The sequence below is a fragment of the Mesorhizobium sp. B3-1-7 genome (assembly GCF_006439385.1).
GTDB lineage: Bacteria > Pseudomonadota > Alphaproteobacteria > Rhizobiales > Rhizobiaceae > Mesorhizobium.
In genome coordinates this window covers 121,235-145,480 of record NZ_VFTL01000005.1, presented here as the reverse complement: position 1 = coordinate 145,480, position 24,246 = coordinate 121,235, and the positions used below count along the sequence as shown (strand labels likewise).

26 protein-coding genes and 1 tRNA gene are annotated in these 24,246 nt (G+C 63.4%); 21 read left to right on the top strand and 6 right to left on the bottom strand.

The window, feature by feature from the left end; genetic code table 11:
• The first annotated feature begins 34 nt into the window (after positions 1-34).
• From FJ417_RS06050 to FJ417_RS33905, 11 genes are all read left to right on the top strand, one after another.
• On the top strand, positions 35-802 hold the full coding sequence (locus FJ417_RS06050) for a DeoR/GlpR family DNA-binding transcription regulator (RefSeq protein WP_140642832.1): 768 nt from the start codon (positions 35-37) through the stop codon (positions 800-802).
• Between the two features lie 126 nt (positions 803-928).
• Positions 929-2,455 carry a glycerol-3-phosphate dehydrogenase gene (gene glpD, locus FJ417_RS06045; RefSeq protein WP_140782838.1) on the top strand — a complete coding sequence of 509 codons (1,527 nt, stop codon included), beginning with the start codon at positions 929-931 and terminating at the stop codon, positions 2,453-2,455.
• A gap of 39 nt (positions 2,456-2,494) precedes the next feature.
• Positions 2,495-3,574: an ABC transporter ATP-binding protein gene (locus tag FJ417_RS06040; RefSeq protein WP_140782837.1), complete on the top strand. Its 1,080-nt coding sequence runs from the start codon at positions 2,495-2,497 to the stop codon at positions 3,572-3,574.
• A 10-nt stretch (positions 3,575-3,584) separates the two neighbouring features.
• Positions 3,585-4,652 carry an ABC transporter ATP-binding protein gene (locus tag FJ417_RS06035; protein WP_140782836.1) on the top strand — a complete coding sequence of 356 codons (1,068 nt, stop codon included), beginning with the start codon at positions 3,585-3,587 and terminating at the stop codon, positions 4,650-4,652.
• Positions 4,653-5,519 (top strand): sugar ABC transporter permease, encoded by an 867-nt coding sequence (locus tag FJ417_RS06030; RefSeq protein WP_140653038.1) that lies wholly within the window; start codon positions 4,653-4,655, stop codon positions 5,517-5,519. It abuts the gene before it with no gap.
• Position 5,520: 1 nt separating this feature from the next.
• On the top strand, positions 5,521-6,429 hold the full coding sequence (locus tag FJ417_RS06025; protein ID WP_140782835.1) for a carbohydrate ABC transporter permease: 909 nt from the start codon (positions 5,521-5,523) through the stop codon (positions 6,427-6,429).
• A gap of 3 nt (positions 6,430-6,432) precedes the next feature.
• A complete protein-coding gene (locus tag FJ417_RS06020; protein WP_140782834.1) occupies positions 6,433-6,720 on the top strand; it encodes a DUF2160 domain-containing protein in 288 nt (95 codons plus the stop codon).
• A gap of 76 nt (positions 6,721-6,796) precedes the next feature.
• A complete protein-coding gene (locus tag FJ417_RS06015) occupies positions 6,797-8,527 on the top strand; it encodes an ABC transporter substrate-binding protein (RefSeq protein WP_140642813.1) in 1,731 nt (576 codons plus the stop codon).
• Positions 8,528-8,619: 92 nt separating this feature from the next.
• Positions 8,620-10,113 carry a glycerol kinase GlpK gene (gene glpK / locus FJ417_RS06010; RefSeq protein WP_140782833.1) on the top strand — a complete coding sequence of 498 codons (1,494 nt, stop codon included), beginning with the start codon at positions 8,620-8,622 and terminating at the stop codon, positions 10,111-10,113.
• Positions 10,074-10,403: a DUF6882 domain-containing protein gene (locus FJ417_RS33910; RefSeq protein ID WP_348639920.1), complete on the top strand. Its 330-nt coding sequence runs from the start codon at positions 10,074-10,076 to the stop codon at positions 10,401-10,403. Before glpK ends, FJ417_RS33910 begins: the two co-directional genes overlap by 40 nt.
• On the top strand, positions 10,319-10,615 hold the full coding sequence (locus FJ417_RS33905; RefSeq protein ID WP_348639921.1) for a DUF6882 domain-containing protein: 297 nt from the start codon (positions 10,319-10,321) through the stop codon (positions 10,613-10,615). Before FJ417_RS33910 ends, FJ417_RS33905 begins: the two co-directional genes overlap by 85 nt.
• A 107-nt stretch (positions 10,616-10,722) precedes the next feature.
• Here the strand turns inward: FJ417_RS33905 and FJ417_RS06000 are convergent, their stop codons facing one another.
• Positions 10,723-11,187 carry a BA14K family protein gene (locus FJ417_RS06000; RefSeq protein WP_140782832.1) on the bottom strand — a complete coding sequence of 155 codons (465 nt, stop codon included), beginning with the start codon at positions 11,185-11,187 and terminating at the stop codon, positions 10,723-10,725.
• A gap of 290 nt (positions 11,188-11,477) precedes the next feature.
• Between FJ417_RS06000 and FJ417_RS05995 the strand changes: the two genes are divergently transcribed.
• Together FJ417_RS05995 and FJ417_RS05985 are read left to right on the top strand one after the other, a co-directional pair.
• A tRNA-Lys gene (locus FJ417_RS05995) sits at positions 11,478-11,553 on the top strand.
• 401 nt (positions 11,554-11,954) lie between these two features.
• Positions 11,955-13,100, top strand: a complete 1,146-nt coding sequence (locus FJ417_RS05985) for a hypothetical protein (RefSeq protein WP_140782830.1) — start codon at positions 11,955-11,957, stop codon at positions 13,098-13,100.
• A gap of 19 nt (positions 13,101-13,119) precedes the next feature.
• Here FJ417_RS05985 and dprA read toward each other — a convergent pair whose 3' ends face one another.
• From dprA to FJ417_RS05965, 4 genes are all read right to left on the bottom strand, one after another.
• Positions 13,120-14,247: a DNA-processing protein DprA gene (gene dprA, locus FJ417_RS05980; protein ID WP_140782829.1), complete on the bottom strand. Its 1,128-nt coding sequence runs from the start codon at positions 14,245-14,247 to the stop codon at positions 13,120-13,122.
• Positions 14,244-14,825 (bottom strand): glycerol-3-phosphate 1-O-acyltransferase PlsY, encoded by a 582-nt coding sequence (gene plsY / locus FJ417_RS05975; RefSeq protein WP_140782828.1) that lies wholly within the window; start codon positions 14,823-14,825, stop codon positions 14,244-14,246. The genes dprA and plsY overlap by 4 nt, the downstream gene beginning before the upstream one ends.
• 187 nt (positions 14,826-15,012) lie before the next feature.
• A complete protein-coding gene (locus FJ417_RS05970; protein ID WP_140782827.1) occupies positions 15,013-16,299 on the bottom strand; it encodes a dihydroorotase in 1,287 nt (428 codons plus the stop codon).
• Positions 16,296-17,261 (bottom strand): aspartate carbamoyltransferase catalytic subunit, encoded by a 966-nt coding sequence (locus FJ417_RS05965; protein WP_140782826.1) that lies wholly within the window; start codon positions 17,259-17,261, stop codon positions 16,296-16,298. Before FJ417_RS05965 ends, FJ417_RS05970 begins: the two co-directional genes overlap by 4 nt.
• A 183-nt stretch (positions 17,262-17,444) precedes the next feature.
• Between FJ417_RS05965 and FJ417_RS05960 the strand changes: the two genes are divergently transcribed.
• The 3 genes from FJ417_RS05960 (at position 17,445) to FJ417_RS05950 (ending at position 20,138) form a co-directional block, all read left to right on the top strand.
• Entirely contained in the window at positions 17,445-19,073 is a 1,629-nt protein-coding gene (locus FJ417_RS05960; protein WP_140782825.1) for a DNA alkylation response protein, read from the top strand.
• Between the two features lie 166 nt (positions 19,074-19,239).
• Entirely contained in the window at positions 19,240-19,797 is a 558-nt protein-coding gene (locus tag FJ417_RS05955; protein ID WP_140642775.1) for a hypothetical protein, read from the top strand.
• Positions 19,797-20,138 carry a DUF6105 family protein gene (locus FJ417_RS05950; RefSeq protein ID WP_140782824.1) on the top strand — a complete coding sequence of 114 codons (342 nt, stop codon included), beginning with the start codon at positions 19,797-19,799 and terminating at the stop codon, positions 20,136-20,138. The genes FJ417_RS05955 and FJ417_RS05950 overlap by 1 nt, the downstream gene beginning before the upstream one ends.
• Here the strand turns inward: FJ417_RS05950 and ruvX are convergent.
• On the bottom strand, positions 20,080-20,562 hold the full coding sequence (ruvX, locus tag FJ417_RS05945) for a Holliday junction resolvase RuvX (protein ID WP_140782823.1): 483 nt from the start codon (positions 20,560-20,562) through the stop codon (positions 20,080-20,082). The genes FJ417_RS05950 and ruvX overlap by 59 nt on opposite strands.
• A 117-nt stretch (positions 20,563-20,679) precedes the next feature.
• On the opposite strand from ruvX, the gene FJ417_RS05940 reads away from it, so the two are divergent.
• The 5 genes from FJ417_RS05940 to FJ417_RS05920 all read left to right on the top strand — a co-directional run bounded on the left by FJ417_RS05940 (position 20,680) and on the right by FJ417_RS05920 (position 24,245).
• Positions 20,680-21,387 carry a metal-dependent hydrolase gene (locus FJ417_RS05940; RefSeq protein WP_140782822.1) on the top strand — a complete coding sequence of 236 codons (708 nt, stop codon included), beginning with the start codon at positions 20,680-20,682 and terminating at the stop codon, positions 21,385-21,387.
• 309 nt (positions 21,388-21,696) lie between these two features.
• Complete coding sequence (locus tag FJ417_RS33460; protein ID WP_246687401.1) at positions 21,697-21,882, top strand: hypothetical protein; 186 nt, start codon at positions 21,697-21,699, stop codon at positions 21,880-21,882.
• Between the two features lie 48 nt (positions 21,883-21,930).
• Positions 21,931-22,218: an Asp-tRNA(Asn)/Glu-tRNA(Gln) amidotransferase subunit GatC gene (gene gatC, locus FJ417_RS05930; RefSeq protein ID WP_140782821.1), complete on the top strand. Its 288-nt coding sequence runs from the start codon at positions 21,931-21,933 to the stop codon at positions 22,216-22,218.
• Positions 22,219-22,221: 3 nt separating this feature from the next.
• Complete coding sequence (locus tag FJ417_RS05925) at positions 22,222-22,680, top strand: GNAT family N-acetyltransferase (protein ID WP_140782820.1); 459 nt, start codon at positions 22,222-22,224, stop codon at positions 22,678-22,680.
• Positions 22,680-24,245, top strand: a complete 1,566-nt coding sequence (locus FJ417_RS05920; RefSeq protein ID WP_140782819.1) for an amidase family protein — start codon at positions 22,680-22,682, stop codon at positions 24,243-24,245. Before FJ417_RS05925 ends, FJ417_RS05920 begins: the two co-directional genes overlap by 1 nt.
• The last annotated feature ends 1 nt before the right edge of the window (position 24,246 follow it).

Genomic DNA, 24,246 nt, shown 5'->3' with positions numbered 1-24,246 from the left:
TATAGACGGAAAAAACGAAAATGGAGGACGCGCGATGTTTCTTTCGCCACGCCATGCCGAGATCATCCAGATGGCGAAAGACCATGGCCGGGTGCTGGTCGACGACCTGGCGACGCATTTCAATGTGACGCCGCAGACCATCCGCAAGGACCTCAACGATCTGTGCGATCAGCGGCTGCTGACCCGCATCCATGGCGGTGCGCTGTTCCCGTCCGGCATCGAGAACATGGAGTACGAGGCAAGGCGCAAGATTGCCGCCGACGAGAAGGAGGCGATCGGCAGCGCGGCGGCGCGGCTGATCCCTGACAATGCCTCGCTGTTCATCAATATCGGCACCACCACCGAGGCCGTCAGCAAGGCGCTGCTCGACCATAACGGGCTTATGGTCATCACCAATAACATCAACGTTGCCAATAGGATGCGCATCTACCCGACGATCGAGGTGGTGATCGCCGGCGGCGTGGTGCGCGGTTCCGACGGCGGCATCGTAGGCGAGGCGGCCGTCGATTTCATCCGCCAGTTCAAGGTCGATTACGCCGTCATCGGCGCCTCGGCGATCGATCATGACGGCGCGCTGCTCGACTTCGATTTCCGCGAGGTGAAGGTGGCGCAGGCCATCATCGCGAATGCGCGCCACGTCATCCTGGTCTCCGACCGGACGAAATTCGAGCGCACGGCGCCGGTTCGGATTGGCCATCTTTCGCAGGTGAATACCTTCATCACCGATCGTTGCGAGATCCCGTCGATCCGCAAGATTTGCGAGGAAACCGAGGTCCGGCTGCTTGAGACAGCGCTCGAATAGGCGCGCATCGCGGCTTGCTCACGCAGCTGTGATATTTCGTTTGACATTCGGTTTGAGTTCGAAATAATTCCGCCACGGTTTCGTAAAACACAAAAATGGTGCAATGCGAAATCGTTGGAGGATTCTTTGGACGCATCTCCGATCCATGACATTTTCGTCATCGGCGGCGGCATCAATGGCTGCGGCATAGCCCGAGACGCCGTTGGTCGTGGGTTTTCGGTATACCTCGCCGAGATGAACGATCTCGCCAGCGGAACCTCGTCGGGCTCGACCAAGCTCATCCATGGCGGCCTTCGCTACCTCGAATTCTACGAGTTCCGGCTGGTGCGTGAGGCGCTGATGGAGCGCGAGGTTCTGTGGAAGAACGCGCCGCATATCATCTGGCCGATGCGCTTCGTTCTGCCTTATGCCAAAGGCCTCAGGCCCGCCTGGCTGATCCGGCTGGGATTGTTCCTTTACGATCATATCGGCGGGCGAAAGCTGCTGCCGGCGACGAAGACGCTGGATATGGCCCGCGATCCGGCAGGCAAGCCGCTCAAGCCATTGTTCCGCAAGGCTTTCGAATATTCGGACGGTTGGGTCAACGACGCGCGCCTGGTGGCGCTGAACGCTCGTGACGCGGCAGATCGGGGCGCCGTTGTCCGCACCCGCACCAAGGTTGTCGGCGCGCGGCGCGACGGTGCGCTTTGGACCGTAAAAGTGCAGAATGTGCTTACCGGTGAAATCGAGGAGGTTCGCGCGCGGCTTCTCGTCAACGCCGCCGGCCCCTGGGTCGACCACGTGCTCTCGACCGCCGTCGGCCAGAACGACGTCCACAATGTCCGCCTCGTGCAAGGCAGCCACATCGTCATCCATAGGAAGTTCGACGATCCGCGCGCCTATTTCTTCCAGAACAAGGATGGCCGCATCATCTTCGCCATTCCTTACGAGGAAGAATTCACGCTGATCGGCACCACCGACCGCGACTATCCGGGCGATCCGCACGACGTGAAGATCTCCGACACCGAGATCGACTATCTGTGCGCCGCGGCAAGCGAATATTTCGCGCAGCCGGTGAAGCGCTCCGACATCGTCTGGACCTATTCGGCGGTGCGCCCGCTCTATGACGACGGCGCCTCCAAAGCGCAGGAGGCGACGCGCGACTATGTGCTGAAGGCCGATGGCGGGGAGGGCGCAGCCCCCTTGCTCAACGCTTTCGGCGGCAAGATCACGACCTTCCGCCGACTGGCGGAATCGATGCTTGAGAAGATCGAAGGTTTTCTCGGCAAGCGCGGCAGGCCGTGGACGCATGATGCGCCGCTGCCCGGCGGCGATTTCGCCGCGACCGGCTTCGATGCCCAGGTCTCCAGGCTGAAGAACGCCTATCCGTTCCTCGACCAGCGGCTGGCGCGCCGGTTTACGCGGCTCTACGGCACGCGGGCGGAGAAATTGCTCGGGCTCGCCAAGTCGAATGCCGATCTCGGCCGCAATTTCGGCGCCGACCTTTTCGAGGCGGAAGTTCGCTATCTGGCCGAAAACGAATGGGCGGTCACCGCCGAGGACGTGCTGTGGCGCCGCACCAAGCGCGGCCTGCATTTCAGCCGCGAGCAGACGGCGGCGCTGGAAGAATTCATGCGCGGACTGAGCAGCCGCCATGTCGCTGCGGCGGAATGAGGATCGACCGCTGATGCGCAAGGCCTGGGAGGAGGCGTGATGCTGGAACTGAGGAACGTGACGAAGACCGTCGGCGCGCAGGAGCATATCCGCGAGGTGTCGCTGACGCTTCAGCACGGCTCGCTGAACGTGCTCCTCGGGCCGACGCTTTCCGGCAAGACCAGCCTGATGCGGCTGATGGCAGGTCTCGACGCGCCGACTTCCGGCTCGGTCTGGTTCGATGGCAAGGACGTCACCGGACAGAAGGTGCAGAAGCGCAATGTCGCCATGGTCTACCAGCAGTTCATCAATTACCCGGCGATGACCGTCTACGAGAACATCGCCTCGCCGCTGCGGGTGGCCGGGCTCGATCAGGCGAAGATCGACAAGGAGGTGCGCAACGCGGCGGCGCTTTTGAAGCTCACGCCCTATCTCGACCGCACGCCGCTCAACCTGTCCGGCGGCCAGCAACAACGCACCGCGCTTGCCCGCGCCATCGTCAAGAATGCCAGCCTGGTGCTGCTCGACGAGCCTTTGGCCAATCTCGACTACAAGCTTCGCGAGGAATTGCGCGCCGAACTGCCCAAGATCTTCGCCGCCGCCGGCACCATCTTCGTCTATGCGACGACCGAGCCGCACGAGGCGCTTTTGCTCGGCGGCAACACGGCGACGCTTTCGGAAGGCCGCGTCACGCAATTCGGCCCGACGGTCGAAGTGTTCCGCAAGCCGGTCGACCTGATGACGGCGCGGACCTTCGCCGATCCGCCGCTCAATACCATCGTGCTCTCCAAGAAGGGGGCGGATTTCCTGCTCGAAGGCGGCGTCAAGCTGCCGGTGCCGCCGGAGCTCACCGGCATTCCTGACGCTAGCTACACGATCGGCTTCCAGCCGCATCATTTGTCGCTGGAGCGGCCGAACGCTTCCGCTGTGCCGGTGCGGGCGAAGGTCACCATCACGGAGATCACCGGCTCGGAAAGCTTCGTCCATCTCGATTTCGCCGATGCGCGCTGGGTCATGCTTGCGCATGGCATTCTCGATTTCGAGACGGACGACGAGGTCGAGGTGTTCATCGATCCGCGCCACATCATGGTGTTCGACCAGAACGGCCGCGCCGTGACGGCGTCGAAGCTGGCGGCGTGAGGAGCAAACGATGGCGCGCATCGAGGTCAACCATATTCGTCATTCCTACCTGCCCAACCCGCAGAAGGATTCCGATTTCGCGCTGAAGGAAGTGCACCACACCTTCGAGGATGGCGGCGCCTACGCGCTGCTCGGGCCGTCGGGCTGCGGCAAGACCACTCTGCTCAACATCATTTCCGGCCTGCTGCATCCCTCGCACGGCAAGCTTTTGTTCAACGGCCGTGACGTCACCAATCTGTCGACGCAGGAACGCAACATCGCGCAGGTGTTCCAGTTCCCGGTCATCTACGACACCATGACCGTCTACGACAATCTGGCTTTCCCGCTGCGCAACCGCCGCGTGCCGGAGACGGACGTCGACCGCAAGGTGCGCGAGACGCTCGACATGATCGATCTCGCTTCGCTGGCGAAAAAGAAAGCGCGCGGGCTCACCGCCGACCAGAAGCAGAAGATCTCGCTTGGGCGCGGCCTAGTGCGCTCGGACGTCAACGCCATCCTGTTCGACGAGCCACTGACGGTGATCGACCCGCATATGAAATGGGTGCTGCGCTCGCAGTTGAAGCAGCTGCATCGGCGCTTCGGCTACACAATGGTCTATGTCACGCACGATCAGACCGAAGCGCTGACTTTCGCCGACCGCGTCGTGGTCATGTATGACGGCGAGATCGTGCAGATCGGCTCGCCGGCCGAGCTCTTCGAGCGCCCGCGACACACTTTCGTCGGCTATTTCATCGGCTCGCCGGGCATGAACGTGCTGCCGGTTGCGCTGGAAGGCAGAACGGCGATGCTCGGCGCGCAGCGCATCGAATTGCCCGGCGTGCCCAAGGCCGAAGCCGGCGCCGTCGAGCTCGGCATCCGCCCCGAATATGTGCGGCTCGGCCGCGAGGGCATGGCGGTGCAGGTCTCCAAGGTCGAGGACGTCGGCCGCCACAAGGTCGTGCGCGCCAACCTGGAAGGCAGGGAGATTGCCGCGGTGATCGGCGAGGACGACGAAGTCCCGGCCGAGCCGAAAGTCCGCTTCGATCCGGCCGGCATCAACATCTATGCCGATTCCTGGCGCGTCGAGATGGGGGCGTAGATGGACAAGACCTGGAACAACAAGGCCTGGTTCCTTGTGCTGCCGGTGCTGGTGCTGGTGGCGTTCTCGGCTGTCATCCCGCTGATGACCGTCGTCAACTATTCGGTGCAGGACACGTTCGGCAACAACGTCTTCTTCTGGGCCGGCACCGAGTGGTTCGAGGAACTGCTGCACTCCGACCGCTTCTGGGAAGCGATGGTGCGCAACCTGATCTTCTCCTTCATCATCCTGGCGATCGAGGTGCCGCTCGGCATCTTCATCGCGCTCAACATGCCGAAGAAGGGCTGGGGGGTACCGGTCTGCCTGGTGCTGATGGCGCTGCCGCTGCTCGTACCGTGGAACGTCGTCGGCACGATCTGGCAGGTCTTCGGCCGCAACGACATCGGCCTGCTCGGCTATTACGTCAATGCGCTTGGCATCGACTACAACTACGTCCAGGATCCGATCGACGCCTGGGTCACCGTCATCATCATGGATGTCTGGCACTGGACCAGCCTGGTCGTGCTGCTTTGCTATGCCGGCCTGGTCTCGATTCCCGATGCCTTCTACCAGGCGGCCAAGATCGACGGCGCATCGCGCTGGGCGGTGTTCCGCTACATCCAGCTGCCCAAGATGCAGCGTGTGTTGCTGATCGCCGTGCTGTTGCGCTTCATGGATAGCTTCATGATCTATACCGAGCCCTTCGTCGTCACCGGCGGCGGCCCCGGCAATTCGACCACCTTCCTGTCGATCGACCTTGTCAAGACTGCTCTCGGCCAGTTCGACCTCGGTCCGGCGGCGGCAATGTCGCTGGTCTACTTCCTGATCATCCTGTTGTTGTCGTGGGTGTTCTACACCGTGATGACCAATTACGACGCGGAGCGCTGAGATGGCGGGCGCCAACGAGACGACGCGCGTGAGCGAGACGGCGGTCACCGAAGTGGGCAGCGCGCTGTCGCAGGACGAGGTGGCGAAGCTGATGCGCCGCCGCGGCGAGGAATCGCGCTGGTGGTGGATCGTGCCGACGGTCTACATCATCGTTATCCTGCTGCCGATCTACTGGCTCATCAATATGAGCTTCAAGACCAACGCGGAGATCGTGTCGTCGCTGACGCTGTTCCCGCATAATCCGACACTGGCGAACTATCGCACCATCTTCACCGACCCGTCCTGGTATTCGGGCTATATCAACTCGATCACCTATGTGGTGATGAACATGGTGATATCGGTGGCGGTGGCGCTGCCGGCGGCCTACGCCTTCTCGCGCTACCGCTTCCTTGGCGACAAGCATTTGTTCTTCTGGCTTTTGACCAACCGCATGGCGCCGCCGGCGGTGTTCGCGCTGCCGTTCTTCCAGCTCTATTCGGCGTTCGGCCTGATCGACACCCATATCGCCGTGGCGCTGGCGCACTGCCTGTTCAACGTGCCGCTGGCGGTGTGGATCCTCGAGGGTTTCATGTCCGGCGTGCCGAAGGAGATCGACGAAACAGCCTATATCGACGGCTATTCCTTCCCGCGCTTTTTCGTGAAGATCTTCATGCCGCTGATCGCGAGCGGTATCGGCGTCGCCTGCTTCTTCTGCTTCATGTTCTCGTGGGTGGAGCTCCTGATCGCGCGTACGCTGACCACGACCGACGCCAAGCCCATCGCCGCCACCATGACCCGCACCGTCTCTGCCGCCGGCATGGATTGGGGCCTGCTCGCCGCCGCTGGCGTGCTGACACTGATCCCCGGTGCTTTGGTGATCTGGTTCGTGCGAAATTATATCGCCAAGGGCTTTGCCCTGGGGAGGGTCTAAGCCATGAACCTCGACTTCTCCTGGATGGCGTGGACATGGCCGACGGCTGCTTTCTTCATCGTCATCGCGCTGATGCTCTGCGGCATGGGCGTTTGGGAATATGTCTCGCCCGGCGGCAATCCGCGCGTCGGCGTGCTGCGCTTCGAGACGACGCGCGGCGATCGTTTGTTCCTGTCGCTGCTTGGCAGCGCCTTCATCCATCTCGCTTGGCTGGGTCTGGTAGGACCCAACCTGTGGTGGGCTCTCGCTCTCTCCGTGGTCTACGCCGTTGGCGTGGTCCGATACGTATAGAGGGGGAATAGCCGGAGCGGCCGCGTGCTGGCGGCCGCCCCGGAATGCACTTGAAACCTAAGACTGGAGGAGACACATGCGACGGCAATTTCTAACATCGACGACCGCCCTAGCCCTATTGCTCGGCGTGGGCAACGCCTATGCCGGTATGGACGAGGCAAAAGCCTTTCTCGACAAGGAGATAGGCGACCTGTCGACGCTTTCACGCGCCGACCAGGAAAAGGAAATGCAGTGGTTCATCGACGCAGCCAAGCCGTTCGCCGGCATGGACATCAAGGTCGTCTCGGAAACCATCGCCACCCACCAATACGAGTCACAGGTGCTGGCGCCGGCCTTCTCCGCCATCACCGGCATCAAGGTCACGCATGACGTCATCCAGGAAGGCGACGTCGTCGAAAAGATCCAGACCCAGATGCAGACGGGACAGAACCTCTATGACGGCTGGGTCAACGATTCCGACCTGATCGGCACGCACTGGCGCTACCAGCAGGTGCGCAACCTGACCGACTGGATGGCGAATGAGGGCAAGGACGTCACCAATCCGAACCTCGACCTGAAGGACTTCATCGGCACCTCGTTCACGACGGCGCCCGACAAGAAGCTCTATCAGCTCCCCGACCAGCAGTTCGCCAACCTCTACTGGTTCCGCTACGACTGGTTCAACGACGAGAAGAACAAGGCCGACTTCAAGGCCAAATACGGCTACGACCTAGGCGTTCCCGTCAACTGGTCGGCTTATGAGGACATCGCCGAATTCTTCACCGGCCGCGAGATCGACGGCAAGAAGGTCTACGGCCATATGGACTACGGCAAGAAGGACCCGTCGCTCGGCTGGCGGTTCACCGACGCCTGGCTGTCCATGGCCGGCAATGGCGACAAGGGCATTCCGAACGGCCTGCCCGTCGACGAATGGGGCATCAAGGTCGACGAGAATTCGCGCCCTGTCGGCTCCTGCACGGCGCGTGGCGGCGACACCAACGGCCCGGCGGCGGTCTACTCGATCCAGAAATATCTCGACTGGCTGAAGGCCTACGCTCCGGCGGAAGCCCAGGGCATGACCTTCTCCGAATCCGGCCCGGTGCCGGCGCAGGGCGCGGTCGCGCAGCAGATCTTCTGGTACACCGCCTTCACCGCTTCGATGGTCGACGCCGGCGCCAAGGCGGTGCTGAACGACGACGGCACGCCGAAGTGGCGCATGGCGCCGTCGCCGCATGGCGTCTACTGGAAGGACGGCATGAAGCTCGGCTATCAGGACGTGGGTTCCTGGACGCTGATGAAATCGACGCCGGACGATCGCGCCAAGGCGGCTTGGCTTTATGCGCAGTTCGTCACCTCGAAAACGGTCGACGTGAAGAAGAGCCATGTCGGCCTGACCTTCATCCGCGAGAGCACGATCCACGACAAGAGCTTCACCGAGCGCGCTCCGAAGCTCGGCGGCCTGATCGAGTTCTATCGTTCGCCGGCACGCGTCCAGTGGTCGCCGACGGGTACCAACGTGCCTGACTATCCGAAGCTGGCGCAGCTCTGGTGGCAGGCGATCGGCGATGCCTCGTCCGGCGCCAAGTCGGCTCAGGAAGCGATGGACTCGCTCTGCGCCGAGCAGGAAAAGGTCATGAGCCGCATCGAGAAGTCGGGCGTCCAGGGCGATATCGGCCCGAAGATGGCCGAAGAGCATGACCTCGCCTACTGGAACGCCGACGCGGTCAAGAAAGGCAATCTCGCGCCTCAGTTGAAGATCGAGAACGAGAAGGAAAAGCCAATCACCATCAACTACGACGAACTGGTGAAGAGCTGGCAGCAGCAGTAACCGCATGACGCGGGCGTGCTTGCCCATGTAGGAAGTGCGGGGGAGGCGGCTTTGCCGTCTCCCCTGTTGCATGAGAAGTGGGAGGATGCGGAATGAGCGGTTTTGTGCTGGCCATCGATCAGGGGACGACGTCGACCCGGGCCATCCTGTTCGACGACAAGATGAAGGTCGCCGGCGCCGGTCAGCAGGAATTCACGCAGCATTATCCGGCTTCCGGCTGGGTCGAACATGACCCGGAAGACATCTGGGCGAGTGTTCTCGCCACGGTGAAATCGGCGTTGAAGGCCGCCGGCCGCACGGCATCGGATGTCGCCGCGATCGGCATCACCAACCAGCGTGAGACCGTCGTCATCTGGGACAAGGCGACTGGCAAGCCGATCCATAACGCGATCGTCTGGCAGGACAGGCGCACCGCGCCGCTCTGTCAGAAGCTGAAGAAGCAGGGATTGGAGAAGACATTCACGAAGAAGACCGGCCTGCTGCTCGATCCCTATTTCTCCGGCACCAAGATCGCCTGGATGCTGGACAAGGTGAAGGGCGCCAGGAAGCGCGCCGAGAAGGGTGAGCTGCTCGCCGGCACCATCGACAGTTTCCTGATCTGGCGGCTGACCGGCAGCCAGGTGCACGCCACCGACGCGACCAACGCCTCGCGCACTTTGGTCTACAACATCGAAAAGAATGTCTGGGACGACGAGCTGCTTTCCATTCTCAACATACCGGCCGCGATCCTGCCGCGGGTGAAGGATTGCGCCGACGATTTCGGCGTCACCGAGAAGAGCCTCTTCGGGGCCGAGATGCGGATCCTCGGCGTGGCCGGCGACCAGCATGCGGCGACGATCGGCCAGGCCTGCTTCGAACCCGGCATGATGAAATCGACCTACGGCACCGGCTGCTTCGCGCTGCTCAACACGGGTGCCGACCTGGTGCGCTCGAGGAATCGCCTGCTCACCACTATCGCCTATCGGCTCAACGGCAAGACAACCTACGCGCTGGAAGGTTCGATCTTCATCGCGGGCGCCGCCGTGCAGTGGCTGCGCGACGGCATCAAGGTGATCGGCAAGGCCGAGCAAAGCGGCGCCTTGGCGGCGGCCGCGGACCCGGCGCAACAAGTCTATCTGGTGCCGGCCTTTGTCGGCCTCGGCGCGCCGCATTGGGATGCGGACGCGCGCGGCGCTATCTTCGGCCTGACGCGCAACTCCGGCCCGGCCGAGTTCGCGCGCGCCGCACTTGAATCGGTCGCCTTCCAGACCCGCGACCTGCTCGACGCCATGCGCAAGGACTGGAAAGGCGCCTCGGCCAAGACGGTGCTTCGTGTCGACGGCGGCATGGTGGCGTCCGACTGGACCATGCAGCGGCTCGCCGACATTCTCGACGCGCCGGTCGACCGTCCGACGATCCTGGAGACGACGGCGCTTGGCGCCGCCTGGCTCGCCGGTTCGAGGGCTGGCGTGTGGCCGAAGGCAAGGGAATTTGCTAAGAGCTGGGCGCTTGAACGGCGCTTCATGCCGCAGATGGATGCGGCCGCGCGCGGGGCGAAGCTGGCCGGATGGCGCGATGCGGTGTGCAGGACGTTGAGTGGGCAATAAGGAGCTGTCAGTCAGCGTGCAGGGTGAGGGGAATGGACCCAGACTGGTATGCTGCCTGGCGTGACGAGGCTTTCGAACAACTTCGAGCGAAAAATAGGCGCTTGCAGGATGACTTCCGCCTTGGCAGTTGGTCTCGCTATAATTACGACCTGAAGGCTGGAAAGCTCCTTTTCTCAGAACAAGGGTCGTCACGGTCGTCTCGGAGATCCAAATTGCTGGGTCAACGAGCGTTGAAGCTGGCAATTGGCTCTGGGCTTGGGCCAATTCGAATTGGCCTTCGGAATTCATAACTGACGCCCAGTCAGCCCGATCTTTCGGTAAGAAGCACGGCATCGGCGATTTAACTCAAGACTATGTGACGGACGAAGATCTTGATGCACTCGGCTGGAAACTGACCTCAGCAGTGACTCGGATTTGCAACGCTTGCGGAGCCTATCGCTGTCCTCCAGATGACGGCGTAGGTCTTTATCTGATTCTCAAAAGCATTAGGTGGGCAAGCTGACCTGTGGGCGCGCTCAACTGTTGAAATCCGGCTGAATAACAACGAGAGAGCCCGTGCCTCTCGAGGCACGGGCTCAGTCAACGACCCTGGGTACTGACTGGAGGCCGTCAGTAGGGCGAAACGCACTGCTGACGCGGGCCGTTGTAAGGCTGGAAGGTGTTGTCCGAAGCGCGATACGAGCGATAACGGTCGTAGCACCACTGCACGTGCGAGTTGCCGCGATAGACGCGGTTGTTCTCGCTGTTGACGATGGCGCCGGTGATCAGCGCGCCGGTGGCGAAAGCGGCAAGCGGGAACCAGTAGTCGCCATGACGGCGATAGCCGCGGCGATATTCACGATAGCCGCGATGGCCGTTCCAGTACATGCCGTCATTGCGCGAGAAACGCTGACCGCCGCGCCAATGGCGGCCATGCCTCCATCGGAAATCGCGTTCTGCGACCGTCTGGACGTCGGACGAAGCCGGCGAAGCCTGCGGGACGAACACCTGGGCGGCGTTGGCCGGCACCGCCGCCGCGGCGGCGAACGAAACCGACAAGGTGGCGGCAAGCAAGCCCGACACGATCTTTTTCATGGGTCTTCTCCTTGAGAGGATGGTTTGACGTCCCTGTGCCGCAGAAACGGAAAATGACCCCGATGGTTCCCGTTTGAATCTCAAACCATTGTTATTTCAGGAGCTTCTGAGATACCCGGGCAGATCGAAGCGGGCATCGGAGCCGGCACCGCGGATGCTTGATCGCCAGTCGCCAAAATTCGCCAGACCCGTTGATAACTCCAACTGGCGGCCGTCTTTTTCCGGTTGACCGGCCGCGGCACTCTCCCTATGTTCCGCGCAATTTCGAGGGCGGCGTTTCGAGCCCGCGGGAGCGCGTAGCTCAGCCGGTAGAGCAACTGACTTTTAATCAGTAGGTCATGGGTTCGAATCCCATCGCGCTCACCAAAATTCATGATCCGAAACCGTCCGTGTCCCCGGCAATCGGAACAAAAACTTATGCGCGGCTGTTTCCCACCCGAAGGGACTGCAATTCGGGATGCGGATACGGTGGACGTACTGAACTTGGAACTGGCCAGGGCCAGGCAGCGCGTCAAGCGCGCAGAGATTTCGCTCAATCACGCAAAAGAACTGCTAGACGAGGAATGCGGCGTCGGGATCAATCTTGCCCTATGCGACCGCATAAGGTCGGAACAGCAGCGGGTCGCGGAGGCCAGAAAGCGGCTGATGAATATCGCTTCGACCGCCTGATGGGGTGACTTTCCCCAAGACAAGCGTGATCCTGCCGCGTTGCCTTGTCGCTGGATAAGGTCGTGGTTAAACTCGGCGCCTCCGAGGGAGGCTCCAGGATGACACTCGACCTTTCGGTAGACGCTGAGGCCCCCAAGGCGACGACACCGCCTGGCAAATATCTTTTTGGTCCGGTCGCCGACTTCCTCATGCTGGGCGGCAGCGCGTTTCTGATCCTGCCGGTGCTGTTCTTCGTGCCGCGCGCATATGAAGGCCCGCTGGCCGCGACGATGGTCGTCGTGGCCTATCTGGTGAACTATCCGCACTTCGCTCACTCCTACCAGATTTTCTACCGCAATTTCGGCCGCAAGGCGCGCGGCGACGGCTACGACAGGAGCCTGCAGCTTCGCTATATTTTCGCCGGCGTCATCGTTCCGGCGATCATGGCGCTGTTCTTTGCCTATGGCGCGGCGACGTCGAGCACGCGGCTGCTAGGCTTCGCGGCCAACGCGATGTTCTTCTTCGTCGGCTGGCACTACGTCAAGCAAGGCTACGGCATGCTGATGGTCGACGCCGTCCTGAAACGCAAATTCTTCGATGACCGGGACAAGAAGGTGCTGCTCGTCAACAGCTACGCGGTGTGGATCCTGGCCTGGCTGCAGACGAATACGGCTGTGACGCAGGGGCAGTATTATGGCCTTCAATATTACACCTTCGCGGCGCCGTCCTGGATTACCGACATTGCCGTGCTGGCGGCCGTCGGATCGACGGCGGCCACGCTTTTGATGCTGGTCAACCGCTGGCGAAGGAATGGCGGCGGACTGCCTTACAACGGGATCGTGGCCTATGTCGCGTCACTCTATCTCTGGATCCTGATCGCCAGGATTAACCCGCTCTGGCTGCTCGTGGTGCCGGCGCTTCACTCGCTCCAATATCTGGCCGTGGTGTGGCGCTATCAGACCAATGTCGAGCGTGACGTCTCGGACGCCGCGCGGGATCCGGAGTCGAGAATACTATCCGCGTTTGGGCCCCGCTATAGATTGCGGGTGCTGGGATTCATCATTGGCGGCGGCGCGCTCGGCTATCTCGGCTTCTGGCTGATTCCCTTCGTGCTGACCGCCCTGATCCCGTACGACAGCCAGGTCCTCGGTTCCTCGCTGTTCTTCTTCATCGTGCTGATCTTCATCAACGTGCACCATTACTTCCTCGACAACGTGATGTGGCGCCGCGGCAATCCGGAAGTGTCTAAATATCTGTTCCGGTAAAGTTGCGGCAGTCCGCGGATCACGCGATCAGCGACACATTTCCGCCGGCGTGGCGCTCGAGCCGTCCCGCCAGGTCGAGTTCAAGAAGCACCATCGCAATCTGCGCGGCGCTTAATCCCGTGTGGCGGATGATCTCGTCTATGCCTGTCGGCGTGGGCCCAAGCGCTTCCAGGACATCGGCGCGGTCGTTTTCGCCGGGCGGCGGCATGGCGGATATGTCGGGCGCCTCGGCAATTGGCGCGGTTCTTGGAGCCCGGGTGCCGGCAAGCGGCGCCAGCGCGCCGAGCACATCGGCGGCCTCGGTGACGAGCGTGACGCCGTCCTTGAGCAGCGCGTTGCAGCCGGCGGCGCGCGGATCGAGCGGCGAGCCCGGCACGGCGAAGACCAGCCGGCCCATTTCATTGGCGAGGCGGGCGCTGATCAGCGAGCCGGAGCGCTGTGCGGCCTCGACCACCACCAGTCCAAGCGCCATGCCGGCGACCAGGCGGTTGCGGCGCGGGAAATCCTGGGCGCGCGGCTGCCAGGCGAAGGGCATTTCCGAAACGATGGCGCCGCCATAATCGGCGATCTCGTCGCACAGGCCGGCATTCTCGGACGGGTAGGGGACATCGAGCCCGCCGGCCAGCACGCCGATGGTGCCGGTCGAAACGCTGCCCTTGTGCGCGGCCGTGTCGATGCCGCGCGCCAGACCGGAAACGATGACGTAGCCTTCGCGGCCGAGATCGGCTGCCAGCATGCGCGCCATCTTGATGCCGGCCAGCGAGGCATTTCGGGCGCCGACGATCGCCACTGCCGGCAGGCGGAAGACGGCGCCTTCGCCTTTCACCGCCAGCAGCGGCGGCGGATTGTCGAGGGTCTTCAGCAAGGGCGGATAATCGGCCTCGCCAATGCCGACGAAGCGGGCGCCGGCGCGCCGGGCGGCGTCCAGCTCGGCTTCGGCCTCGGCGACGGAAGGGATGCGGACGATACGATTGGCGCCGCCGGAGATCATCAGCTCGGGCAGCATTTCAAGCGCGGCTTCGGCCGAGCCGAAGCGGTTGATCAACTCGCGAAACGAGGCCGGGCCGACATTGGGCGTGCGGATCAGGCGAAGCCAGGCAAGCCGCTGCCGGTCGCTGAGGCGCGGGCCGGCGGTCGGCGCGCTCATCCCTTCGCCCCGATCTTGCCTTCGGTGCCGGCCAGCAGCCTCGAGATGTTGGCATGATGCTTGACGATGACGATCAGGCTCATCACGGCGAACAGGCCGGCGATCTGCGGCGTGCTTATGAAATAGAGCGCGACCGGCACAATGACCGCCGCCGCCAGCGCCGCCAGCGAGGAATAGCGAAACAGGAAGGCCATTGCGAGCCAGACGACGGCGAAGACGAGCATGCCTTGCCAGGCAAGGCCGAGCAGCACGCCCAGATAGGTGGCGACGCCCTTGCCGCCCTTGAAGCCGAGCCAGACCGGGAAGAGATGCCCGAGGAAAGCGCCGAAGCCGGCCAACAGGCCGAAGTCCGGCGAAAAATGCCCGGCGACCAGCACCGCGGCTGTGCCTTTCAGCGCATCGAGCAGCAGCGTGGCGGCAGCGAGCCCTTTATTGCCCGTCCTCAGCACATTGGTCGCGCCGATATTGCCGGAGCCGATCTTACGAACGTCGCCGAGCCCGGCCGCGCGGGTGATCAGGAGCCCGAACGGGATCGAGCCGAGCAGATAGCCGAAGACGAGCGCGATCGCGTAACCCATTGTTTCCCCCTTATTTCCTGTGCTCCGGCTGCTCGCTCCAGGATTGAGATACTGTGCGTTATGCAACCATGGTTTGCAAGAGCTAGCTCTGCTCAGGCATCAGTTGGTCATAATGGTAGAGTCGGGAGGGTTCGCCAAGCAACTCTGTGCAGGGGCAGGCCAGGCAGGGCTCAAAGCGGTGGGTGGTCTATGCGGAAAACACCGTGCGTCCCGCAACCATCGTCTGCAAGACCTTGCCCTGCAGGCGGGCGCCTTCGAAACAGGTGTTCTTCGAGCGCGAGCGCAGACCGCTTTCGCTGACGATCCACGGCTCGTCGACGTCGACAAGTACGAGATCGGCCGGCGCGCCCGGCTTCAGCGTGCCGCCCGGCAGGCCGAACAGTCTTGCCGGCGCCGTGGACAGCGTCTCGATCAGCCTCAGCAACGGCACGTCGGCATTGTGGTAGAGCCGAAGTGCTGCGCCAAGCAGCGTCTCCAGCCCGATGGCGCCGGCGGCGGCATCGGCAAAGGGCAGGCGCTTGGTGTCGACGTCCTGAGGGTCGTGCGAGGAGACGATGATGTCGATCGTGCCGTCCTTGATCGCCTCGATCATCACCAGCCGGTCGTCCTCGGCGCGCAAGGGCGGGGTCAGCCGGAAGAAGGTGCGGTATTCGCCGACGTCGTTCTCGTTGAGCGACAGGTTGTGGATGGCGACGCCGGCCGTGACATTGGCGCCGTCGGTCTTGGCCCTGTTCACCGCGCCGGCCGCCATCGCCGACGAGATCTTGGCGGCGTGGTAGGCGCCACCGGTCAGCCGGGCCAGTGCCAGGTCGCGTTCAAGAGGAATAAGCTCGGCCTCGCGCGGGACGCCAGAGAGGCCAAGCCAGCTTGCGTAGAGCCCCTCGTTCATCACACCGGACGCGGCGAGGTCGGCATCCTGGGTTTCATGCGCGATCACACCGCCGAAATCGCGGGCGTAGGTGAGTGCGCGGCGCATCACCAGCGCATTGGCGATCGTGTGGCGGCCGTCGGTGTAGGCAACGGCGCCGGCTGCGCGCAGCAGGCCGAATTCGGTCATTTCGCGGCCTTCGAGGCCCTTGGTGATCGCGGCCGCCGGAAAGATGTTGACGCTTGCGGTGTCGCGTGCCGTGCGCAGCACGAATTCGACCAGCGCCACATTGTCGATCACCGGATCGGTGTCCGGCATCATGACGATGGAGGTGACGCCGCCCGCCGCCGCCGCCACGCTTGCCGAGGCGATGGTTTCGCGATGTTCGCCGCCTGGTTCGCCGATAAAGGCGCGCGCGTCGACAAGGCCCGGAATGATCGTCTTGCCGGCGCAGTCGACGACGGCGGCGCCTTCCGGCACGCCCTGGTTCAGTGCCGCCTTTCCGGCCGCGACGATTCTGCGGCCGTCAACGATAACGCTGCCGATCTCGTCGACGCCGCGCGACGGGTCGACAATGTGCGCCTTGCTGAAGACGGTCACGCTCATGCGCCGCGCCCCTCATGGTTGCGGCGCGGGTCGAGCAGAGCTTCCATGACCGCCATGCGTACGGCGACCCCCATCTCCACCTGTTCCTGGATGACGCTTTGCGGCCCATCGGCGATTTCGGAGGCGATTTCCACGCCACGGTTCATCGGACCGGGATGCATGACCAGCGCATCGTCCTTGGCGGCTTTCAGCTTTTCGGCATCAAGGCCGAAATAGTGGAAATATTCGCGGATCGACGGCACGAACGCGCCTTCCATGCGCTCGCGCTGCAGGCGCAGCATCATGATGACGTCGGCATCCTTCAGGCCCTCGGCCATCGAGCGCGCGACGATCACGCCCATCCTGTCGATGCCGGACGGCAGCAATGTCGAGGGCGCGACGACGCGCACCTGCGCGCCAAGCGCGTTCAAAAGCATGATGTTGGAGCGGGCGACGCGCGAATGCAGGATGTCGCCGCAGATCGCCACAATCAGCTTCGACAGCGGCCCCTTGGCGCGGCGGATGGTCAGCGCATCGAGCAGCGCCTGCGTCGGGTGCTCGTGCGCGCCGTCGCCGGCATTGACCACCGAGCAGCCGACCTTCTGCGCCAGGAGCGCCGCCGCGCCGGCCGACTGGTGGCGGATGATGAGGATGTCCGGGCGCATGGCGTTGAGGGTCATCGCCGTATCGATCAGCGTCTCGCCCTTCTTCACCGAAGAGCTTGCCACCGCCATGTTCATGACGTCGGCGCCAAGCCTTTTCCCGGCCAGTTCGAAGGACGATTGCGTGCGGGTCGACGCCTCATAGAACAGGTTGATCTGGGTTCGGCCGCGCAGCGTCGAGGTCTTCTTTTCCGATTGCCGCGAGATCGCCACGGCCTGGTCCGCCCGATCGAGCAGCAGCTCGATATCGGCGGGGGAAAGATCGCGGATGCCTAGAAGATGGCGGTGGGGAAAGAGCGGCAGGGACGAAGCGTCGGTCATCTCAAGGCGCTGCTATAGGGTGCGGTCCGGCCTACCGCAAGCGCCAGCTTTGGATTGCGAGCGTTCTCCCCGGTATTTTCGTCGCGCGCCTTGCATGGCTTGGGCTATAAGGCCCAGTGGCTTCGGATTCGCGACCGCGGCCTTGAAAATGATAGGACCTCCCTGCCAAACGAAGGATTGGGCTTGACCGACGAGGTGATCAACCAGCCGCCGCCGTTGACGGGCGGCAACGCATGGCGGGGCGATCCGTTGCTCATCCAGCTTGCCGAGCGTTTTTCCGACCCCGTGCGCAAGGATCTCGACGGGCTTGGCCGGTTCGTGATGACGCAGGAGGCGCAGGAGCTCGCCCGCCTCGCCAACACCGACACGCCGAAATTGCGGACGCATGACCGCCAGGGCCGCCGCCTCGACCTGGTCGAATACCATCCGGCCTATCACGCCTTGATGCGCCGCTCGGTCGCCGGCGGGCTGCATTCTTCCGTGTGGGAAAACGGCGATGCCGAGATCGGCCGTCGCCATCAGGTGAGGGCGGCGCGCTTTTATCTGACCGCCGAGCTCGAGACCGGGCATCTTTGTCCCATCACCATGACCAGCGCCTCGCTGGCGGCCTTGATGGCAAGTCCGAAGCTTTTCCGCGAATGGGCGCCGCGCGTGACGACGCGCAAATATGACCAGACACAGAAGCCTCCGGTGCAAAAGACCGGACTGACGCTCGGCATGGGCATGACCGAGAAGCAGGGCGGCACCGACGTGCGTGCCAACACCACCAGGGCGGAGCGCACGGGAAGCGGGTTCTACCGGTTGACCGGCCACAAATGGTTCATGTCGGCGCCGATGTCGGATGCCTTCCTGGTGCTCGGTCAGGCGCCGGAGGGACTGTCCTGCTTCCTCGTGCCGCGCGTCCTGGGCGACGGCTCCGGCAACGGCTTCCGCTTCCAGCGGCTGAAGGACAAGCTCGGCAACCGCTCGAACGCCTCGTCGGAGGTGGAGTTCGTCAATGCGATCGGCGAGATGGTTGGCGATCCGGGCGCCGGCGTGAAGACGATCATGGACATGGTGACGCTGACCAGGCTCGACTGCGCGGTCGCTTCGTCGGCGTTGATGCGGGTGGGCGTCGCCGAGGCCGTCCATCACACGCGTCATCGCCAGGTGTTCGGCTCCAACCTGATCGACCAGCCGCTGATGCAGCGGGTTCTGGCCGACATGGCGCTCGATGTCGCCGCGGCCACGGCGCTCTCGTTCCGGCTGGCGCGCTCTTTCGACGAGGCGGCAAGCGATCGCGGCGAGGCGGCCTTTGCCCGTGCCATGACGCCTGTCGTCAAATACTGGGTCTGCAAGATCGCGCCGCAGCTGCTTTACGAGGCGATGGAATGCCTTGGCGGCAATGGCTATGTCGAGGAAGCGCCGCTTGCCCGCTACTACCGGGAGGCGCCGGTCAACGCGATCTGGGAGGGCTCGGGCAATGTCATGGCGCTCGACGTGCTGCGCGTGCTTGGCCGCGCGCCCGGCCTGTTCGAGGAGGTGCTAACCAGCATCGACCGCGATCTCGGCACCGGCGGGCGCGGCACCATCGGCGTGCTGAAAGCCGCCATGCAGGTCGCCGCGACCGACCAAGGCTCGGCGCGGCTGCTCACCGAACAGCTGGCGCTTTCGGCCGCCGCGGCGGAGCTTCGCAGGCTGGGGGCAGGGCGGATCGCCGACGCCTTCGTCGAAACCCGACTCGGCGGCCAGTGGCGCACCACCTACGGCATGCTCGATTCGCGCCACGACGCGCGAATGATCATCGACACGCTCTATCCGCCGGTGACCTGATCCGGCTTTTCGGCATCATGCCCCAAAGGCGGATTGCCGATCTGTGGATAGCTGTTAACCTTAACAAATGGTTTCCGTTGCGGCGAACCGTTGCAAAGCCCAATCTCCGCTTGCTGGAGTAGGGAACGGTTAACCATGACCCCCGAGCTCCGCCAGCGGGAAGCGTATGCGGCACGTGTTGAGCTCAGTTCTGGCCTTGCATTGGGCGGTGGTTTTCGCCCTGCTTGCCTATATCTGCATAGACGGCAGCCGCGGCATAGCGGCGGCGCTTGGCGTGCTCGGCCTCTCAGTCCAGGGGAACCGCTTTCCGCAGTTTGAAAATGCCGTCGTGGTCGCGCCGCTTTCGGTCGCGCTTTTGACCGTCGCGGTGCTGTTCTGCTGGACCTTCGTCGAAACGCTGCTGAACGCGGCGGCAAGGCCGGACGCGGGCGAGAGCGTGGCGCGGATCGCCTTCATCTCGGCGTCCTTCCTGCTCTCGGTGATCCTCATCGGCGGCGTGGCGCAAGGCGTCGACGGCCTGTTCATGATCGTCGCCATCCAGATGACGGCGCTGCTTGCTTCCTACGTCGCCGTGCTGGCCGAACGGCGCTCCACCTTCGCCGCAATGAATTTGCCGGAGGGCGATGTTCGCGCCGCCTCGCGCATGGCGATGGGCGCCGCGCACAGTTCGCTCCTTTCCCGCATATCCGGCCGCCCGGAACGCAAGCCAGGAGGCAGCCGCTGATGCGCACGCTGTTCGCACTCTGGGCCGCTCCGATGGCCATCTTCTGGGGATGGTTCTTCCTGTCGCTCAACGACATGAATTTCGGCTATGTGATGCTGAGCCGCCAGCTGCATGATTTCGTCTTCGAGCTCTATGGCCAGATGCTGGGCATCGATCCGGCCATTATCCCCGGCATGGTGGCGCGGACCTGCATTTTCGACTTTTTCCTGCTGATGGGGCTTTGGGCCTTCCGCCGCCGGCGCAACATCACCGAATGGATCAGGCAGCGCCGGCAGGGCGATATCAGCTCCGATCGGCTCGGCCGAGCGACTGAAGCCGGTCCAACGCTCCCTGCAGAATAAAGGCGGCGGCCGCCGAATCGATCTTGCCGGCGCGCTTCTTGCGCGAGAAATCCATCTCGATCAGTGTGCGTTCTGCAGCGACCGTCGACAGCCGCTCGTCCCACAGCACGAAGGGCAGGTCCGACAGCGGCGCCATGTTGCGGACGAAGGCGCGCGATTTCTGGGCCCGCGGTCCTTCCGAGCCGTCCATGTTGACCGGCAGGCCGAGCACGACGGCGCCGACATTGTCCTTCTCGAACTGAGCGAGCAACTGGGCGGCATCGAGCGAAAACTTCTTGCGCAGGATGACCGGGCGCGGATGGGCAAAGGACAGCCCGCGATCGGAAACCGCCACGCCGATCGTCTTGTCGCCGAGATCGAGCCCGGCGAGCGTCCTGCCGCCGGCAAGCCGTTCCGGCAGTTCCTCGATTGCAATAATGCCCAACGGCTTTTCCTGACATCCGGGCGTCACACATTCTTTTGACGGTGAGAAGCGCCGCGCTACTTTCAATTTGCCGGGAGCGTTCTATCTTCCGGCAACGGAAAAATCGAGGAAGCATTCATGAAACTGACCTGGTACGGACATTCGGCATTCCGCGTCGAGACCAAGGACGCCACCATTCTCATCGACCCCTATCTGGTCGGCAACCCGTCCTGGACGGGCGGCTGGGAAGGGCCGGCTGAGGGCGTGACCCATGTGCTCCTGACCCACGGCCACAACGACCATGTCAGCGGCGCGGTCGAGGTGCTGAAGAAAAGCGGCGCCATGCTGGTCGCCAATTTCGAGATCTGCATGTATCTCGTCGGCCAGGGCGTCGGCGGCGACAAGATCAATCCGGGCAATATCGGCGGCACCGTCGATTGCGGACCCTTCACCACGACCTTCGTGCAGGCGTTGCATTCGTCCTCCTTCGGCGGCGAAGGCGGCACGAACACCTATCTCGGCAATCCGGGCGGGCTCGTCCTGCACTTTCCCGAGGACAAGACGCTCTACCACATGGGCGACACCGACATCTTCTCCGACATGGGGCTGATCAACGAACTGCACGAGCCGAAGATCGGCATCGTGCCGATCGGTGACCGCTTCACCATGGGCGGTGCGGTGGCGGCGCTTGCCTGCCGCCGCTTCTTCGGCTTCGACACAGTCGTTCCCTGCCATTTCGGCACTTTCTCGATGATCGACCAGACCGCCGACAAGTTCGTCACCGGCATGGAAGGGTCGGGCGTCAAGGTGGCGTTGCCGGAAATAGGCAAGGCGATCACGATCTAGGTTTCTCCGTCAGGAATCTGGAATAAAATCATGGCCTTGAGACAGACTCTTTGCGTTTCGATGCTGGTCGCGGCAACGCCGGCGCCGGCGGCCGACGATTCATCGAGGGCTGCAATCCGAGGAGCTCTGCGACAAGGCCAAGAACGAGACGCTGCAGACAGTGATCGGCGCCGGCAACATCGTGTTGACGGCTGAGGGATTGCAAGGGGTCGAGTACTATTGCGAGTTCCTTCAGGTCAGCAAGGCACAGAGCGCACCGAGTTGGGCCATGACCGCGATCTGCCGGGAACCCGACCATGTGTTTCCGGAATGCTTTCGGTCACCCAGGTAAGCGCAAAACAGATCGGCCTTGTCTCGGTCCGGCCGGTCGACGATGGGGGCGACCGGTCCGGCAACGGCGGCAGCTACTATCATTGCGAAGGCGTGGCGCTGCCTCAGGAGCCGAGCGGGCGGCCGCGTGCCGACCGCTCCGGCATCATCCATGTTGCGCGCTGAGCGCGGCACCGCTATAGCCCGCACTGGTTTTCCCGAGGCGAAAAGAACATGTCCGTTGATCTTCAGACCGTGAAGCGCGTCGCGCACCTTGCCCGTATCGCGGTGAGCGAGCAGGACGCCGAGCGCATGACCGGCGAATTGAACGCCATCCTCGGCTTCGTCGAGCAATTGAACGAGATCGATGTCTCAGGCGTCGAGCCGATGACCTCGGTCACGCCGATGGAGATGAAGAAGCGCCAGGATGCCGTGACCGACGGCAACAAGGCCGCCGACATCGTCGCCAACGCGCCGGCGACGGAAGAGAATTTCTTCCTCGTTCCGAAGGTGGTGGAGTAGGCTGTGGCTGTCGAGATCGCCATCGAGACGCCTTTGCAGGACGACGTGCGTGCGCTGGTCGCCGAACTCAACGCCGCGCTGCTCGAGCTGACGCCGCCCGAGCACTGCTATCATCTCACCGTCGAGCAGATGGCGGGCATGGATACGACGGTATTCATCGCCCGCGACAACGGCCTGGCCGTCGGCTGCGGCGCGCTCAAGCGCCATGACGATGCCACCGGCGAGGTCAAGCGCATGTATACGCGGCCTTCGCACCGCGGCCGCAAGATCGGCGCCGAGATCGTCGGACGTGTCGAGGCGCTTGCCCGGAAGGAAGGGCTGAAGCGCCTGGTTCTCGAAACCGGCGATCGGCACCCCGCTGCCTGGACCGTTTATGAGCGCGCCGGATTCTCGCGTTGCGGACCGGTGCTGGATTATCCCGACTCCGAATGGTCGGTGTTTTACGAAAAGAGCCTTGCCTGATGAGCGATCTCACACATCTCACCATTTCCGAGGCCCGCTCCAAGCTGCGCGGCAAGGAGATCACCGCGGCCGAGATCACCGAGGCCTATCTCGCCGCGATCGATCGCGCCAATCCCGTGCTCAACGCCTATGTGGCTGTCACCGCCGACAAGGCGCGCGACATGGCCAAGGCTTCCGATGCCAGGCTCGCCACGGGCGAGGGCGGCGCGCTGGAAGGCATTCCGCTCGGCATCAAGGACCTGTTCGCTACCCAAGGCATCCACACCCAGGCCTGCAGCCATGTGCTGGCCGGCTTCAAGCCGCGCTACGAATCGACCGTGACCAGCAACCTGTGGGCCGACGGCGCGGTGATGCTCGGCAAGCTCAACATGGACGAGTTCGCCATGGGCTCGTCGAACGAGACCTCCTATTACGGCCCGGTGATCAATCCGTGGCGGCGTTCGCGCCTCGACACGGTCGTCATGCCGACGACGCATCAGGGCGACGGTGGCTTTGTTTCCGCCAGCGGCACGAAGACGGCGCGGGCCTTGGACAATGCCCAGTTGGTGCCGGGCGGCTCGTCTGGCGGCTCGGCATCGTCCGTGGCCGCCTTCCTCTGCGCGGGTGCCACTGCCACCGACACCGGCGGCTCAATCCGCCAGCCAGCCGCCTTCACGGGCACGGTCGGCATCAAGCCGACTTACGGGCGCTGCTCGCGCTGGGGCGTCGTCGCCTTCGCTTCCTCGCTAGACCAGGCGGGGCCGATCGCGCGCGACGTGCGCGACGCCGCCATCCTGTTGAAGTCGATGGCTTCCGTCGATCCGAAGGACACGACCTCGGTCGACCGCCCGGTGCCGGACTATGAAGCGGCGGTCGGCAAGCCGGTCAGGGGCATGAAGGTCGGCATTCCGAAGGAGTACCGCGTCGACGGCATGCCGGAAGACATCGAGGCGCTCTGGCAGAAGGGCATCGCCTGGCTGAAGGATGCCGGCGCCGAGATCGTCGATATCTCCCTGCCGCACACCAAATATGCCTTGCCCGCCTACTATATCGTGGCACCCGCCGAGGCGTCGTCGAACCTCGCCCGCTATGACGGCGTGCGCTACGGCCTGCGCGTGCCCGGCAAGGACATCGTCGACATGTATGAGAAAACGCGTGCCGCCGGCTTCGGTCGCGAGGTCAAGCGTCGCATCATGATCGGCACCTATGTGCTGTCGGCCGGCTATTACGACGCCTACTATCTGCAGGCGCAGAAGGTGCGCACGCTGATCAAGCGCGACTTCGAGAACGTCTTTGCCGCCGGCGTCGACGTCATCCTGACGCCTGCGACACCGTCGGCCGCCTTCGGCGTCGCCGACGAGGACATGGCTTCCGATCCGGTCAAGATGTACCTCAACGACATCTTCACCGTGACCGTCAACATGGCGGGTCTTCCCGGCATTTCGGTGCCGGCCGGCCTCGACGGCAAGGGCCTGCCGCTCGGCCTGCAGCTGATCGGTCGCCCGTTCGACGAGGAAACGCTGTTCCAGACGGCGCATGTGATCGAAAAGGCCGCGGGCAGATTCCAACCGGAGAAATGGTGGTAGG